The following is a 14269-nucleotide window of genomic DNA, read 5'->3' on the forward strand; positions in this document are numbered from 1 at the left end:
GCGACGTTGCGGTCCCCGGCCGCGAGCTCACCCGGCCGTACGACGGCGACCTTGGCCCCGAACGCGCCCCCTCCCCCGGCCACACGCCGGTACGTGGCGAGCGTCCGCAGCGCCTCCGGCCCGGCTTTGCCGCCGGTGACCGGGTCGACCATCGTGACGGCATAGCGGATCGCCTGCTTGGCGTAGCCGAGATCGCCGGTGCCGATGGCGATGCGCTGGGCGCGGTCCTCCAGATACAACTCGTTCCAGCCGTCGATCACGATGTTCGGGCGGAAGCGCTCCACGGGCAACGCCACGTCCAGGCGCCGGTTCAGCTCGTCAAGAAGGTCTGGGAGACGGCGAGGACCGCACTGCTGTGGGCGTACGCGGAGGTACCCGGCAGCAGGCCTTCGGTCACCCGATCATGTTCCAGCGGCACCCGGACCAACCGGCACGGGCCGCCCAGCAGCGCCAAGAGCCACCTCGCAGCCTCCTCACCCCTGGTCGATGCCGTGGTACGGCTCCTCGAACAGCCGCGCAGGACCGGTCGCCGCCAGCTTCGCGCGGAGCCGTCGAGAGCTCCGGCCCGTTCCTCACTTGAGCGCCTCCGTCTTCGCCGGGGCGAGCGCGTGCCGCACGGTGGCCATCAGCCACAGCGCCATGGTGGCGTAGAACAGCACCGCCAGCGCGAGCTCCGCCGCCATGATCAGCCCGATCACGCCCGCCAGGAGCGCGATGCCGCCCAGCGTGCTGGCCACGACTGTGTACGGGCCTTTGCGCTCGTACGCCTCGGGCGCCGCGCTGAGCATGCAGCCGCCCACCAGGCCCAGCAGCAGGATCGTCCCGGTGGCGCCGCGCACGTCGCCGACGATCGGGAGGTCCGCGCCCTGGGTGAAGGCGACGTAGACGGCGACGTTGACGCCGGCGGCCACTGTCGCGAGAGCGTCCTTCCAGGTCAGCCTCATCGTGCCACCTCCTTTCACCACGAGCGTCCGCGCGGGCGGCGCGGGCGGCCAGTGCCATTGGTCCCTCGGGGTGAGGGCATTCGCCGGTGTTCCGAGCCCGGTGGAGGGGTCACCATGGGCTCATCAGGAGGTGAACCCATCATGATCGGTGGACGCGTGATCATGGAAGCGCCGCTCGTCGACGCGGAGCTGCTGACGCTGAAGAAGCGGGTCGACAGTCTCGAGGAGCAGGTACGCACGCTGACGGCCGCGAACCTGGCTCTGGTGCGCAGCATCGAGAACCTGCAGCGGACCGCGCCGGCCCCGGCCGATTGAGGATCTACGTGATGCCGGCGAGCTCGTCGTGCAGGTACGCGATGAGCTCGTCGAGATCGGGGATGCTGTCAGGGCCGCGTACGTTGCTGACCAGGGTGTGGATGCGGCGCTGCCGGCGAAGGTAGCGGCGGTAGAGCCCGAGCGCGGCCAGCAGCCGGAACAGCGGGCCGAACAGATCGGCGGCGGAGGCGATCGCAGCCTGTTTCTTGCGCCCGGCGAGCAGGGCGGTGATCCGCGCCATGCGGTGCGCGGGATCGCCGGTGGTGGGGAGGGCGGCGATCAGCACGCCGAAGCGGTTGCCGAGTTCGCTGGAGGTGGTGCTGCGCCGGGCCGACACCGGCACCGAGACCGACAGGGCGCCGACGTGCTCGCCCCGCCGTTCCAGGAGCCTGCTCAGCGCGCCCGTGATGACCGTCAGGAGCGCGTCGTTGACGGTGCAGCCGTGGCGGTGGGCCACGGCCCGCAGAGGCGCCAGGCCGGTTCGCACGACGGCGAAGGTGCGGCGCTGGCCGGTCGGCCGCAGCAGCGAGCACCGCGCGATGGGCTCCGGGCGCAGCCCGCCGGTGGCCGCGAGGGCTGTCTTGGCGTCCCGCCAGAAGGTTCGTACGCGGCCGATCGATCGCAGGCGTTCGGTGAAGGCGTCGGCCGCCAGGCGCGGCAGGGACGGCGGAGGCTGCGGGAACCCGGTGGGCGCCGGCCGTTGCGCGGGGTCGGCCAGCGCCGCGAGCAGGGCGAGCCCGCCGATCCCGTCGGCCAGCACGTGGTCGAGCACGACGATCAGCGCCACCGCGCCGTCGCTCAGCCCGGTGACGAAGAGCGCCGTCCACCGCGATGGCGGCAGCGGGCCGGTCAGCACGGCGGCGGCCACGTCCAGCAGCGCCGGCTCGTCCCCCGGGGCCGGGCACTTGACCTCGCGCACGTGCAGCCGGAGGTCGAACCGCGGATCGTCCACCCACACCGGGCGGCCACCGCCGAACGGCACCCGTACCAGCCGCCGCCTCAGCCTCGGCACGGACCTGATCCACTCGGCCAGCAGCGCCGATATCCGCGTCACCTCGAATTCCGGCCCCGGCTCTAGCAGCAGGACGGCGCCGGCCCGCTGTGACAGCGAGCCGGCCGCTCCCATGGCCAGCATGGCGACGTCCGAGGGGCTGGCACGATCGATGCGCCCCGTCACGTTCATCGGTGGCCGGGGACGACGCGCGCGTCCGGCCCGGGGTAGACGAGGGACTCGCGCCCGTTGTCCAGCCAGCGCACCTGGTAGGGCGGCGAGCCGTCGGCATGCTCCACGCCCACGACGAAGCCCTCCCGGCGGGCGTTGGCGCCGTACGTCCCCTCCACGATCAGCCGGTCACCCACGGTCGCTTTCATGGTGAGCTCCTCTTCTCGCTGTGAGCAGGATGGTTGTCATCCCGGCTCCAGCCTCCGGCCTCCGGCCCGCGCGTGGCAGGGCCGGAGGTCGTGGAAGGGGCAGGACGTTCGTCCCATCACGCCCGGACCAGATCCAGCTTGGCGATCTTGCCGTTGGCCGTCTTGGGCAGCGCGTCGCGGATCTCGACGTAGCGCGGGTACTTGTAGGCGGCCAGGCGATCCCTGCAGTAGGCGATCAGCTCCGCTCGCGTGGCGGGCTCGCCGGGCTTGAGCGACACGTACGCGGCGACCTCCTCCCCCAGCCGCGCGTCCGGGACACCCACCACGGCGGCCTCGGCGACGGCCGGGTGGTGGTAGAGGATCTCCTCCACCTCGCGCGGGTAGACGTTGTAACCGCCGCGGATGATCAGCTCCTTCTTGCGGTCGATGATGAAGAAGAAGCCGTCCTCGTCGACGTAGCCGAGGTCGCCGGTGTGCAGCCAGCCGCCCGCCATGGCCTCGGCGGTCGCCTCCGGCTGGCCGTGGTAGCCCTTCATGACGTGGAAGCCGCGGGTGACGAGCTCGCCGACGTGTTCGCGGCCGGGCGGCAGCCGATTTCCTCGCTCGTCCCAGATCTGCGTCTCGGTGCCCCAGATGGGCTTGCCGACGCTGTACGCGCGCCGCTCGCCGGCGCTGATGTTAAACGTGGTCGTCGAGGCGGTCTCGGTCAGGCCGTAGCCCTCCAGAATGATGACGCCGAAGCGCTGCTCGAAGGCGTCCAGGACGTGGGCGGGGATGGCGGCGCCGCCGGAGATCGCGACGCGCAGCGAGGAGGTGTCGTACCGGTCGAGCTCGGGATGCTCCAGCACGGCCACGAACATGGTGGGCACGCCCTCGAAGATGGTGACGTGGTCGCGCTGGATCGCCTCCAGGGCGGCCCTGGCGTCGAAGCGCGGGACGAGGGAGAGCGTGCAGCCGAAGCGCGCCGCCACGTTCAGGATGCTCGACATGCCGAACACGTGGAACATCGGCAGGATGGTCAGCACGACGTCGTCGGCGCGCACGTCGAACAGCCGGCCGGGGATGTCGGCGTTCATGTAGAGCTGGATGTGCGTCAGCTCGGCGCCCTTCGGCACGCCGGTGGTGCCCGAGGTGAACACGATCGCGGCGGTGTCGGAGCCCTCTCGGGGCGATCGGCCGGCGCTCCGGCGCCGGCCTGACGAGTTCGGTGAACGGGGCGGCGGGCGGGCAGTCCGGGCCGACGGTGAACACATCGATGACGCCCTCTTCCGCGGCGGCCTTGACAGCCTCCTGCGCGACCGGCGCCCAGGTGATGAGTGCACGGGCCCGCGAGTTGCGCAGGCAGTAGGCGACCTCCCGGGCCTTCAGCAGCGGGTTCAGCGGCACGACCACCGCCCCGGCCTTGAGGGTGCCGAAGTAGGCCACCACGAACTCGGGGAGGTTGGGCAGTTGCAACCCGACGGCGTCGCCGGGGCGGACGCCCTGGGCGGCCAGGCCCCCGGCGACCGAGTCGGACAGCAGGTCCAGCTCGGCGTAGGTCATGACGCCGCCGTCGTGGCGGATGGCCGCCTTGCCGGGCGCGGCCTGCGCCGATTCGCGCAGGATGACGGCGAGGTTGAACATGGCTCTCTCCTTCGATCAGGCTGGGTGCGGCTCCGCGACCCTGGGCCGCGCGGCCTGCGGGGCACGCCGCTTCGCGGCACGCGGCCGGGGAGCCGCCGGGGCGGGCCGGAAGGCGAGGCGCAGCCTCTCGACCTCCCGCTCGATGCCGCGGGCGAGCCCCTCGACCTCGGGCGCACTGTCGTAGTCGCCGGTGACGCCGAAGGTGACCTGGTCGCAGTAGGTGAAGATGGACACTCCGGTGCGCAGCCGGTTGGCGATGGGGACGTACGGGAGGATCTCCAGGGTTCGCCGGCCGAGCAGGTAGAGGGGCCGGCGTGGCCCGGGGACGTTCGTGGTGACGGTGACGATCTGACGCTGCGGCAGGTGCGCGGCCAGGCGCATGACGCCGGACACGGGAGGGAACGGCTCGTGTCCCGCCAACCGGGTGATGGCCTCCCCGGCCTGCGCCTCACCGCTCGCCTTCAGCTCGGCCAGGTGTTCGTGGACGGCGCGCAGCCGGGCCACCGGGTCGTCCAGATGGACCGGCAGGTAGGGCAGCAGGAGCGAGATGCGGTTCTCGCACACGCCTTCCTCGCCGGGCGCGCGGACGGAGACGGGGACGGGCGAGCGTACCGCGTGAGGGAGAGGTTCCTCGCCGCGTTCGCGCAGCAGTTTCCGGTACGCCCCGCTGATCGCGGACAGGACCACGTCGTTGAAGGTCACTCCGGCCCGGTGCGCGACGTCCTTGACGTCGTTCAGCGGCGCGCGGGCGACGGCGTAGCGGCGGTGCTCGCCGATCGTTCCGGTGAGGGTGGAGGCGGTCGCCGGCCACAGCGCGCCCGCCAGCGGCACGAGCCCGCGGGCCGCTTCGGCGACGCGCTGGGCGAGGACGCGCGGCGAGGCCAGTGCCCGGCCGATCAGGTGCGCCTGCTCGACGGGGTTGAGCAGGAGGTCGCGCAGCGCGTCGGTGGTGAGCCGCAGGGCCGTCGGCTCGCCGTCGGGGTTCCACTCGTCCGCGGGCGGCCCCGGGGTGCCCTCGGGCGACTCGTCGAAGATCACGTAGTAGAGGTGGGTGCCGGACACCCCGTCCACCATGCAGTGGTGCACCTTCGACACCAGCGCCCAGCGGCCCTCGGCCAGCCCTTCGATCACCCAGTACTCCCAGAGCGGGTGGGCTCGGTCGAGCCGCTGGGACATGATGTCGCCGATCAGCTCGCTCAGCTGCACGTCACCGCCCGGCGGGGCCAGAGCGACGCGCCGCACGTGGTAGCCGAGGTCGAAGGCGGGGTCATCGACCCAGGCGGGCGGCCCCAGATCGAGCGGCACCTGCCGCGCCTTCTGCCGGTAGCGCCGCACCAGCGGCAGCCGGGCGCGGATGGTGTCGAGGAGCTCCTGCCGGCCCGGCGGCGGGCCCTCCAGGACGGCGACCGACGAGATCGCCATCGACACCTCGGGCTGCTCATCCTCCAGGGTCAGGAACGCCGCGTCGAGCGGACTCATGTGGTCGGCCATGCCCCTTCGCCACCTTTCGCACGTGCCGGTTGGCGTCAGCGTCGTCCGAGGCCGGTAAGGCTCGTAGAGCCGAAGGTCCCGCTCTGGGCGCTGTTATGCCTGCCGTGCCGGCGGATGGCGGGCGGCGTGGAGCGCGGGTCCCGCGCGGTCGAGCCAGCGCAGCACGGCGTCCGCCGTCTCCTGGGGCGCCTCCAGCTGGGGAGTGTGACCCACCCCGTCCAGAACGACGAGCTGCCAGGACGGATGTGCCCTGGCCAGCGCGCGGGAGGCGGCGACCGGCACCAGCCGATCACGTTCGCCGTGCACGAGCAGGTGAACCCTGTCAGGCCGCGCGAGCCCACGACCACCAGCCCGGCGGTACGCGAGGGCTCGGCCAGGGCGGGCACCGGGTGCCGGTGCACCTGCGACTCGACGATCTCGACCTCGGGGTACTTCTCCCGCCAGAGTGCCAAGCGCCTGCCTGCGCCATCGGCGTTCGTGGCGGGCAGGGGGCCGTATCCCGCCGGGTGCGGGGCGAGGGCGGGGAACGGAACGGCATGGATCACGCGGACCCGCGTCCCGCGGGCCGACGCCTGTTCCAGCGCGTACTCCAGCGCCGCCTCCGCATGTGGAGAGCCCGCTCTTCACCCCTCCCGAACGTCAGAAACCTGATCTACCAGGGCGAATATCCCCGGCGAGTCCTGCGTCAGCCACCCGCGAGCCACCAGACGCCGCAGCTTTTCCCGCAGCCCCTCCACCGTCGAGGCGCTATCGCCCAGCCCCAGCGCCAGCGCGATCTGCTTGGACCGCAGCCCGTGCCCCGCATCCGTGATCACTTCCATCACGTCCCGATACGCCTGAGGCAACACCGCAGGCGTCATCCCCGGCTCCCACTGCCCCACCGTGATCACCCCGATCGGCGACCCATCCGGCCGCACCCTGGCCGGCTCCAGCTCCGCCCCCGCCAGCCGAGCCGTCTCGCCCAGGATCTCCTCTGCCACCTCCCGAGCGACCACCACCCGTGAAAGCTGCTCCTCGGCCCCCAACCGCTCGGTCAGCACAGCGATCTCCTCCCGAGTCGCCTCCACCCGACGGCGAGCCGCGGTTCTCACGCCGCGCCAACTCCTCCAGGAACGAGCTCATCACGGCCATCTCTCGCATTCCCTACCGAAACGGTAGAAGACACGAGACAACCCCACCAGCCCTCGGACCACCAGCTCAGAGGCTCCCTGGAAAGGGTCCACACCCTTCTCGTTTCAGTGGGCGCGCAGCACCAACTGGAACGAGGCTCACCCCGACGACCTGGACGACTACGAGGCTTGGCGGCGCCGCTCGGAGGACGCGAAACCACCCTTGCCCCTCGAAGTCGATCACAGTGCCGTCCCTGGCAGGTGCCGGCCCTGTCGGATACTCGTCTGCATCTTCGTGTGCCTCTTGAGGTCGCGGTGCCGCCTTCGCCTCGGGGCGGTTGCCATGAGTCCCGAGGAGAGCGTTGCCGCAGGCCACAGCGGGTGATGGCGACGGGGAGAGGGCCGTCAGGGGTGGAGGACGACCTTGATGGCTCCGGAGGCCCGGTCACCGGCCACGCGGAAGGCCTCTGCGGCATCGTCGAGGGGGAAGCGGTGGGTGATCACCGTCTGCGCGATCGCAGGGTTGCCGGCGAGCAACGCTGCGGCCTGTTCGGTGTCGCGGATGCCGTCGTGCCGGCTGTAGGAGATGGAGTTGACGTAGGTGAGTTCCTTGACCAGGCTGGCGACGCCCGGGATGGGAACGGTGTGCACGTAGACGCCCAGCAGCACGATGCGACCGCCGGGGCGGGCCAGCTCGGCGCACCGGGCGAGACCGGACTCGCTGCCGGCGGCGTCGATCACGACGTCGTAGAGGCCTTCGGCTGGGCCGGCTTCGAGACGTTCCGCAGCCATCCTCTGGTGCTTGTGGCGCACCTCGATATCAACGTCGTGGCCGCGCTGCCGGGCCGCGGCCACGGCCAGCAGCCCAATGCTGCCGCCGCCGACGACCGCCACCCGCTCGCCCGGCGTGAGCGCCGCCCTGCGGACGCCGTGCCAGGCCACTGACGCCGGCTCCACGAGGCAGGCGTCGCGTACGTCCAGGCCGGCCGGAAGCGGGACGAGCATGTTCTCCGAGACCGTCACGGCATCGCACATGCCGCCGTTCCGGAAGATGCCGAGCGTTCCGTGCTCCGGGGCAGTGCACCGCTGGACATGGCCGGTGCGGCATTGGTCGCACTGTCCGCAGTAAACCAAGGGTTCGACGGCATAGCTCCGGCCGTCGGCGGCGGTGCCGGCGAACTCGTGGCCGTAGGTGTAGCCCTGAACGGTGTAGCCCTGAACGCCGCCGGCCGCGAAAATCACGTCGGTCCCGCAGATGCCCGTCGAGGCGATGGTGAGGCGTACGCCGGGCGCTACCGGTTCGTCGATCTCGGTCACGAGGATGCCCTGGTCGGTGTTACGCACTGCGCGCATGATGATCCCCTTCAACGCGCCACTATGTGAACGCTGTTAGCTTATGGTAAGTGATCGGTGTTCGCCTAGGCCTTATCGTGGTCCCGTGCGCGAACCCACAACGACAGGCATGGCCGGCGAGCTGCCGCCGCATGACCCGCGGAAGAACCAGCGGGCGGAACCGAGGCCGGGCACGGCGGCCTGGTGGCTTGCCCAGGAGAACGAACCGGCGCGGCGGCGGCGGCGCAGATCACTGACCCTCGATGCCGTCCTCGACACGGCCATGGACCTGCTCGACACGCGCGGGGTGGCCGCGCTGACGATGCGCAACATCGCCGAGGGACTCGGCTGCACGCAGGCGTCCCTCTACCGCCACGTGCGCAACCGCGAGGAACTGGTGACCCTGCTGGTCGACCGGGCACTCAGCGTGGCGAGCTCGGTTCCGCCCGGCGACACGGACTGGGCCGAGAAGGCGGCGTGGTCCGCACGCCTGTTCCGCGAGCACCTGCTCCGGCACCCCGGCGTGGCCTCGCTCCTTCGCGGGACCGAGCGGCTCGGCCCCAACTCGCTGGCCGGGGTGCAATACTCCCTCGAACTGTTCATCGGCGCCGGCTTCAGCCCCCGGCTCGCGTACGCCGCCGCATCGTCGCTGGCCACCTTCATCATCGGCTCGGTGAACTTCAACCTCGGCCTGGACTCGTCAGATCCCGAAGAGAGCCGTCACCGGCGCCTGCTGTACCGCTCCCGAGACGCCGCGGCCTTGCCCCTGATCGTGCAGCACGCCGACGCCCTCGCGGAGGTCAGCAGCGACGACGAGTTCGAAGTAGGCCTCAAGGCATTGTTGACCGGGTTCCGCGCCCTGATCCAGAACCCGGACATCACACACGATTAGCGCACCTGGCCGCCCTTCAAGCTGCTGACCGGCTTCAATGACGGTCGCCCGGGAGCGGCCCCTGGGTCGGCCGCGCGGAGAGCGCCGGCGGTGCGGCGGGGGTCGAGTGAGCCCCCCTCGAACTGGAGTTGAGGGGGACCGGGGCTCGCTTCGTGACGTGATGGTGGATGCTGGGCGCGTCCGGGCCGGTTGAGTCGGTCCCGGACGCCCCTACTTCAGCACGCGCGGCAGGTGAGCGTGGCGGTGCTCGACGTTGACGGCGCGGCCGCGCTCGCGTACGCGGTGGGCCAGGATCTCCACCAAACCGCATGCTCGGTGCTTGCCGCCGGCGCACCCGACGGCGATAGTGCGCGGGCCGGCCGGGAGCATTGCGTACTCCACGAGGTTGTCGATGAGCTCGCGGGCGGCCGCGGGGTCGCGCAGCCGGTCGCGGACGTCAGCGGCGTCGGTCTACCACCGGGGCACCCCCATTCCTGGAGGGATGCGGTTATCGTCAGCGAGCTTGTGCAGCGCGGTGTCGAGGTCGTCGAACACGTGCAGTTCCGGCGGAAGTCGTTGAAGTAGTTCCAGTGGTGCAGGTAGACCGCGATGCGACCGCGACCGGTCTCGGCGATGCCAGTCTGCCACTCCGCGCTTGCTTCCTTATGACCGAAGCGGCCGGTGAAGGCTTCGAGCCGCTCCGCGCCGTTGCTGTTGTACCTGCGCACGGTAATGGTCTCGGTGGGCCCCCATAGAGTGCGCGAGCGCGGACAGCAAGGTCGAGGGAACTTGTACCGCAGGGGTAATTCCATGCTTTGGGAGGGGGAGGAGGGCTCCGCGCGATGGTCTTCGCAGACCACCGGCGCGAGCGGGGCCTACGCTTGGGGTTCATGGGCGTGACCCTGTGCAATCCTGATGGGGACTGCAAAACACCGGTCCGTAAACACATATGAGCTTCTCGAAGCGGTGGAAAGGCGTAGACGTGCTGCTGACGCGGCTTGACGTTTCCCGCCCTCCGGCCGGCTGGTCTGCCGCACTGCCCCTGGTCCGTCATCTGGAGGCGTACGGGCTGACCTTCACCGACCGGGTGACGTTCGTGGTGGGGGACAACGGCTCAGGGAAATCCACCTTGATCGAGGCCATCGCCGACGTGTGCGGCATCAACTCCGAGGGCGGCAAAGCCGGTACGAGGTACGCATCGACAGGGATACCCTCTCCGCTGGGAGAGGCGCTCGACGCCGAACTCACCGCGACAGGGCTCAAACTCCTGCGCGGTCCTCGACGTAAGCGACGAGGTTTCTTCTTCCGCGCCGAGACACTCTTCAACCTGGGTCAGAACGTGTCCGGCATGCCTGGATTCTGGGAGGACGACCTTACGGAGCAGTCCCACGGCGAGGGGTTCTTCACGGTTCTCGACCGCATGGTGTCCGGGCCGGGACTCTATTTGCTGGACGAACCCGAAGCGGCCCTGTCGTTCCGATCCTGCCTTCGCCTGCTCGGTCTCATGCACCGCGTCTCGCTCGAAGGCGGCCAGATCATCTGCGCGACGCACTCGCCGATCCTGGCCGGCCTTCCTGGCGCGCAGATCATCGAATTGGGAGAGCACGGCATTCAGGCCACGAGGTGGGAGGAGCTTCAGTTGGTCGACGACTGGCGGCGCTTTCTCGCCAAGCCGGACTTCTACCTGCGGTACGTGACGGAAGACGGCTGACTCCTTCAGAGGTCCTGCCCGAGAGCCGTACCTCCCTAATCGGAGATCTGGATGCGCAGGCGGCGGAAGCTGTACCGCTTCAAAAATCGTGCACGTGGCCTGAGCTGGTGTTTCTTCGGGGTGGTCAGGCGGCGCGGTGGTAGTCGTTGATGGCTCCGCTGAGCACCTGTCGGCGCTGAATCCGGCCTTCCAGCGGCACCACGATGTGCTCGTCTTGATCAGGTGGGCGTTGTCGGCGGGACGGGTGCGGGCGGTGCGCGTTGTAGTGCTCGGCGTACTCGTTCAGGGCTGATCGAAGGTGGCGTTCGTCGTAGATCAGCAGGCGGTCGGTGCATTCGGCTCGGACGGTTCGGACCCAGCGTTCGGCGTAGCAGTTGGCTCGGGGCGTCCGTGGCGGAGTCGTGATCACCGTGACGCCCAGGCTGGTGAAGACCTCGTCGAAGACGGCGGTGAACGTGGCATCCCGATCACGAATGAGAAACCGGAATGACCTGACCCGGCGCCCGAAAGCCATGAGCAGATTTCTCGCCTGCTGAGCTGTCCAGGCGCCGGTGGGATGGGCTGTGACACCCAGAATATGCACGCGTCGTGTTTCCACCTCCATCACGAACAACACGTACAGGCGTTTCAGGAAGATCGTGTCGACGTGGAAGAAGTCGCAGGCGAGCAGTCCCTGCGCTTGCAGCCATAGAAACGTCCGCCAAGAGATGTCGACGTTTCGTGGCACCGGGCCGTGCCGGCGCGAATGCAGGATTCGTCGCACGGTCGCCTCGCTGACCTGCACGCCGAGCCGAACCAGTTCACCGTGTACCCGCCGGTATCCCCACCTGGGGTTCTCACGTGCCAGCCGGAGGACCAACTCTCTGACCTCCTTGCTCATCGCAGGAGGGCCGGCGCGGTGTGGGTAGGTTCACGAGCGTTTGATCAGGCGGCGATGCCAGGCCATCAAGGTCAGATACAGCAGACGAACCGACACAGACCGCGATCTTGCTCGCACGGCGCCTGGAGGTCAAAGCCGCAGATCAAGCACCACACGATGAGTCATGAAGCGGCACAGGCTTATCCGTGCGCGGCCCGGCGGCGCGGATCTCCCGCGCCGGTCGCGCGAGGCGGCCAAGATCGCCGTTCTGCGGCCGGCAGCGCTCGGTCGGCCCAGGCCGGTCGTGGCCGGGCGACCTGACGGCGCAGGACGGCGACCTCATGACGCCGTACCAAGATCTCCACGGCCTTGGAGGCGTCGCCTCGCACGAGAAGCGTCAGCCAGCCGGACAACCGGACCGTCAGCAGACACAGCAGGCGTAGAAACCTGAGCGCTGAGGATAGAAGGCCAGGTCAGATGCCGTGGACGAGTCATGTCACCGCACAGGTTCCCACGCGGCACACACGCGGCACATCCCTCATTTGTGGGATGGGGCCCGCTCACGTACCCCGGCACCCTCGATCGGGACAACGAACCCGATCGGAGGGTCCGAATACCGTGACTGACACTTCCCCTCATGAGTTGGTACAGCTCGCCCGGCATCTCGACGGTGTGCTGGTCCTGCCTGGCGATCAGGGCTGGGACGCCGGGCGGTCCGCGTGGCAACTGGCCGTGGACCAGCGCCCGGCCGCGGTGGTGCTGGCCCGGTCCGCCGCCGACGTGACCGTCACGCTGGACACGGCCAGGACCTTGGGGCTGCGGGTGGCGCCGCAAAGCAGCGGGCACAATGCCGCACCGCTCGGCCCGCTTGACGACACGATTCTGCTGCGTACGTCCGAGATGGCACAGGTGCACATCGACGCCGGCCGACGGCGGGCCCGCGTGGGCGCCGGCGTGGTGTGGGCGGAGGTCACCGAAGCCGCCGCCGGGCACGGGCTGGCCGGCCTGGGCGGCACCGCGGCCGACGTCGGCGTGGTCGGCTACACCCTCGGCGGCGGCCTGTCCTGGTTCGCCCGCTCCCACGGCCTGGCCGCCAACCACGTCACCGCCGCCACGGTGGTGATCGGCGACGGCCGCGTCCTGCGCGTGGACGCCGAACACGAGCCGGAGCTGTTCTGGGCCATCCGCGGGGGCGGCGGCAGCTTCGGGGTGATCACCGAGCTGGAGTTCGGCCTGTTCCCTGTCTCTCAGGTGTACGCGGGCGCGATGTATTGGCCGCTGGAGCGGGCCGAGGCCGTGCTGACCCGCTGGCGCGACTGGACCGCGACCGTCCCGGACACGGTCACCTCGCTCGGGCGGCTGCTCCGCTTCCCGCCGGTGGAGGAGATCCCCGAGCCGTTCCGCGGCCGCGGCCTGGTCGCGGTGGAGGCGGTCGCGCAACTCGGCCCGAGCCAGGCCGACGATCTGCTGGCCCCCTTGCGGGAACTCGCCCCCGAGATGGACACCTTCGCCCCCACCCCCGTCACCGACCTGCACCTGCTCCACCTTGACCCGCCCGGTCCCACCCCGGCGGCCGGGGACGGGTTCCAGCTCACCGGACTGCCCGATGGGGCCCTGGCCGCGCTGCTGGAGGTGGCCGGTCCCGGTCGCGACGCCCCGCTGCTGACCCTTGAGGCGCGGCATCTCGGCGGCGCCCTCGCTCCGGGAGCGAGCGAGGGCGGCGCGGTGTCCTCGCTGGACGCCGCCTTCGCCGTGTTCTCGGCCGGGATTACGCCTGACGCCGGCGCCTTCGGCGCGGTGAACGCCACCCTTGACGCCCTTGCCGCGGCCATGACGCCCTGGCGGGCGGCCACCTCGTACCGCAACTTCACCGAACGGCGTGCCGAGGGGCTCGCCTTCGAGCCCGCGCACGTGCTCGGCAGGCTGCAGGAGGTCAAGAAGACCTACGACCCGCTGGACATCATCAGGGCCAATCACCCGGTCCGGCCGATCGGCTCATGACGACGCTTGGACGGAAATCTCCGGATATACGGACGCGAGGAGGCGGCACGCTGGTTCGAGCCGATCGACGGCGTTATGCGGGTCTAAAACCAACAGGTGCGTTCAGGGCTACAATACTTAACACAACAAATCATTGCATTAAGGGCCGTTCCGAGGGAACCGGCATGATCTGCCACCAGGTCCGCATCGCCCTGAAGCCCGACACCCCGCAGGACCAGGTCCAGCACGCGCTCGACCTGATGCGCACGCTCGGCGAGCAACTACCGCACCTACATGTACGACCCGCTGCACCGCCAGATCGACGCGATCGGCCTGCCACTGGCGGCCGACACGATCTCCCACGACCTCACCGACGACCCCGGCCCCGAGATCGGCGCCAAGATCGCCCAGGTCCATCGCGACCGCTCCGCCGACCAACCCCGAGCTCCTCGGCCTGATCGAGGGCCTCGGATCCCTACGAGGGCAGCGGCGTCACCGCCGACGACTCCAAGCCCACCTGAAAGTCCAGAATTCATCAGATGAATGATCTTTGCATTAAATGAGGTGATTTCTCATTTCATGACACTTAAAAGCGGCAAAGGCACAGCCTGCTGTACCGGGGGTGGGCAGCGAGCTGTATGGCCGCGACTCGCGGCCCTTTCA

General features: G+C 69.9%; 14 protein-coding genes and 4 pseudogenes. 4 read left to right on the plus strand and 14 right to left on the minus strand.

Annotation, left to right across the window (positions count from 1 at the left end; translation table 11 throughout):
- Positions 1 to 68: 68 nt before the first annotated feature.
- A pseudogene (locus HD593_RS65340) lies at positions 69 to 296 on the minus strand (MOSC domain-containing protein); the annotation flags it as partial.
- Between the two features lie 276 nt (positions 297 to 572).
- Positions 573 to 944 carry a hypothetical protein gene (locus HD593_RS41055; RefSeq protein ID WP_185107728.1) on the minus strand — a complete coding sequence of 124 codons (372 nt, stop codon included), beginning with the start codon at positions 942 to 944 and terminating at the stop codon, positions 573 to 575.
- A 141-nt stretch (positions 945 to 1085) separates the two neighbouring features.
- Here HD593_RS41055 and HD593_RS41060 point away from each other — a divergent pair, with 141 nt between their 5' ends.
- On the plus strand, positions 1086 to 1259 hold the full coding sequence (locus HD593_RS41060) for a hypothetical protein (protein ID WP_185107730.1): 174 nt from the start codon (positions 1086 to 1088) through the stop codon (positions 1257 to 1259).
- A gap of 4 nt (positions 1260 to 1263) precedes the next feature.
- Here HD593_RS41060 and HD593_RS41065 read toward each other — a convergent pair whose 3' ends face one another.
- The 9 genes and pseudogenes from HD593_RS41065 to HD593_RS41095 form a co-directional block, all read right to left on the minus strand.
- Positions 1264 to 2442 carry a wax ester/triacylglycerol synthase domain-containing protein gene (locus HD593_RS41065; RefSeq protein WP_185107732.1) on the minus strand — a complete coding sequence of 393 codons (1179 nt, stop codon included), beginning with the start codon at positions 2440 to 2442 and terminating at the stop codon, positions 1264 to 1266.
- On the minus strand, positions 2439 to 2630 hold the full coding sequence (locus HD593_RS41070; RefSeq protein WP_185107734.1) for a DUF1918 domain-containing protein: 192 nt from the start codon (positions 2628 to 2630) through the stop codon (positions 2439 to 2441). The genes HD593_RS41065 and HD593_RS41070 overlap by 4 nt, the downstream gene beginning before the upstream one ends.
- A gap of 116 nt (positions 2631 to 2746) precedes the next feature.
- On the minus strand, positions 2747 to 3769 hold the full coding sequence (locus tag HD593_RS63820; protein ID WP_312904078.1) for an AMP-binding protein: 1023 nt from the start codon (positions 3767 to 3769) through the stop codon (positions 2747 to 2749).
- Between the two features lie 184 nt (positions 3770 to 3953).
- A pseudogene (locus tag HD593_RS63825) lies at positions 3954 to 4253 on the minus strand (AMP-binding protein); the annotation flags it as partial.
- A gap of 15 nt (positions 4254 to 4268) precedes the next feature.
- Positions 4269 to 5744 carry a WS/DGAT/MGAT family O-acyltransferase gene (locus HD593_RS41080; protein WP_185107736.1) on the minus strand — a complete coding sequence of 492 codons (1476 nt, stop codon included), beginning with the start codon at positions 5742 to 5744 and terminating at the stop codon, positions 4269 to 4271.
- A 93-nt stretch (positions 5745 to 5837) separates the two neighbouring features.
- On the minus strand, positions 5838 to 6050 hold the full coding sequence (locus tag HD593_RS65345; protein ID WP_350668873.1) for an alpha/beta fold hydrolase: 213 nt from the start codon (positions 6048 to 6050) through the stop codon (positions 5838 to 5840).
- Between the two features lie 20 nt (positions 6051 to 6070).
- Positions 6071 to 6349: pseudogene (locus tag HD593_RS65350) on the minus strand (universal stress protein); the annotation flags it as partial.
- Between the two features lie 18 nt (positions 6350 to 6367).
- Positions 6368 to 6784: a helix-turn-helix domain-containing protein gene (locus HD593_RS41090; protein WP_185107738.1), complete on the minus strand. Its 417-nt coding sequence runs from the start codon at positions 6782 to 6784 to the stop codon at positions 6368 to 6370.
- 474 nt (positions 6785 to 7258) lie between these two features.
- Positions 7259 to 8221 (minus strand): zinc-dependent alcohol dehydrogenase, encoded by a 963-nt coding sequence (locus HD593_RS41095; RefSeq protein WP_221525237.1) that lies wholly within the window; start codon positions 8219 to 8221, stop codon positions 7259 to 7261.
- A 94-nt stretch (positions 8222 to 8315) separates the two neighbouring features.
- On the opposite strand from HD593_RS41095, the gene HD593_RS41100 reads away from it, so the two are divergent.
- Positions 8316 to 9077, plus strand: coding sequence for a TetR/AcrR family transcriptional regulator C-terminal domain-containing protein (locus HD593_RS41100; protein WP_221525238.1), 762 nt, complete (start codon positions 8316 to 8318; stop codon positions 9075 to 9077).
- A gap of 210 nt (positions 9078 to 9287) precedes the next feature.
- Here HD593_RS41100 and HD593_RS65355 read toward each other — a convergent pair whose 3' ends face one another.
- A complete protein-coding gene (locus HD593_RS65355) occupies positions 9288 to 9446 on the minus strand; it encodes a RapZ C-terminal domain-containing protein (RefSeq protein ID WP_185112435.1) in 159 nt (52 codons plus the stop codon).
- 592 nt (positions 9447 to 10038) lie between these two features.
- Between HD593_RS65355 and HD593_RS41110 the strand changes: the two genes are divergently transcribed.
- The gene (locus HD593_RS41110; protein ID WP_312904080.1) at positions 10039 to 10767 is read left to right on the plus strand and encodes an AAA family ATPase; all 729 of its coding nucleotides are present in this window, start codon (positions 10039 to 10041) and stop codon (positions 10765 to 10767) included.
- Between the two features lie 124 nt (positions 10768 to 10891).
- Here the strand turns inward: HD593_RS41110 and HD593_RS63830 are convergent, their stop codons facing one another.
- A complete protein-coding gene (locus tag HD593_RS63830) occupies positions 10892 to 11371 on the minus strand; it encodes an integrase core domain-containing protein (RefSeq protein WP_312904473.1) in 480 nt (159 codons plus the stop codon).
- A gap of 153 nt (positions 11372 to 11524) precedes the next feature.
- Positions 11525 to 11653: pseudogene (locus HD593_RS63835) on the minus strand (helix-turn-helix domain-containing protein); the annotation flags it as partial.
- Positions 11654 to 12244: 591 nt separating this feature from the next.
- Here HD593_RS63835 and HD593_RS41120 point away from each other — a divergent pair.
- Positions 12245 to 13627: an FAD-binding oxidoreductase gene (locus tag HD593_RS41120; RefSeq protein ID WP_221525241.1), complete on the plus strand. Its 1383-nt coding sequence runs from the start codon at positions 12245 to 12247 to the stop codon at positions 13625 to 13627.
- Positions 13628 to 14269: the final 642 nt, after the last annotated feature.

Origin of the sequence: Nonomuraea rubra (assembly GCF_014207985.1) — a bacterium.
GTDB classification, from domain to species: domain Bacteria; phylum Actinomycetota; class Actinomycetes; order Streptosporangiales; family Streptosporangiaceae; genus Nonomuraea; species Nonomuraea rubra.

What these genes read in the sequence shown, in the direction of transcription:
- HD593_RS41100 (WP_221525238.1), top strand. Translation starts at nt 8,316, where the DNA reads ATGGCCGGCGAGCTGCCGCCGCATGACCCGCGGAAGAACCAGCGGGCG.
- HD593_RS41055 (WP_185107728.1), bottom strand. Translation starts at nt 944, where the DNA reads ATGAGGCTGACCTGGAAGGACGCTCTCGCGACAGTGGCCGCCGGCGTC.
- HD593_RS63830 (WP_312904473.1), bottom strand. Translation starts at nt 11,371, where the DNA reads ATGGAGGTGGAAACACGACGCGTGCATATTCTGGGTGTCACAGCCCAT.
- HD593_RS41060 (WP_185107730.1), top strand. Translation starts at nt 1,086, where the DNA reads ATGATCGGTGGACGCGTGATCATGGAAGCGCCGCTCGTCGACGCGGAG.
- HD593_RS41065 (WP_185107732.1), bottom strand. Translation starts at nt 2,442, where the DNA reads ATGAACGTGACGGGGCGCATCGATCGTGCCAGCCCCTCGGACGTCGCC.
- HD593_RS65355 (WP_185112435.1), bottom strand. Translation starts at nt 9,446, where the DNA reads ATGCTCCCGGCCGGCCCGCGCACTATCGCCGTCGGGTGCGCCGGCGGC.
- HD593_RS41070 (WP_185107734.1), bottom strand. Translation starts at nt 2,630, where the DNA reads ATGAAAGCGACCGTGGGTGACCGGCTGATCGTGGAGGGGACGTACGGC.
- HD593_RS41080 (WP_185107736.1), bottom strand. Translation starts at nt 5,744, where the DNA reads ATGGCCGACCACATGAGTCCGCTCGACGCGGCGTTCCTGACCCTGGAG.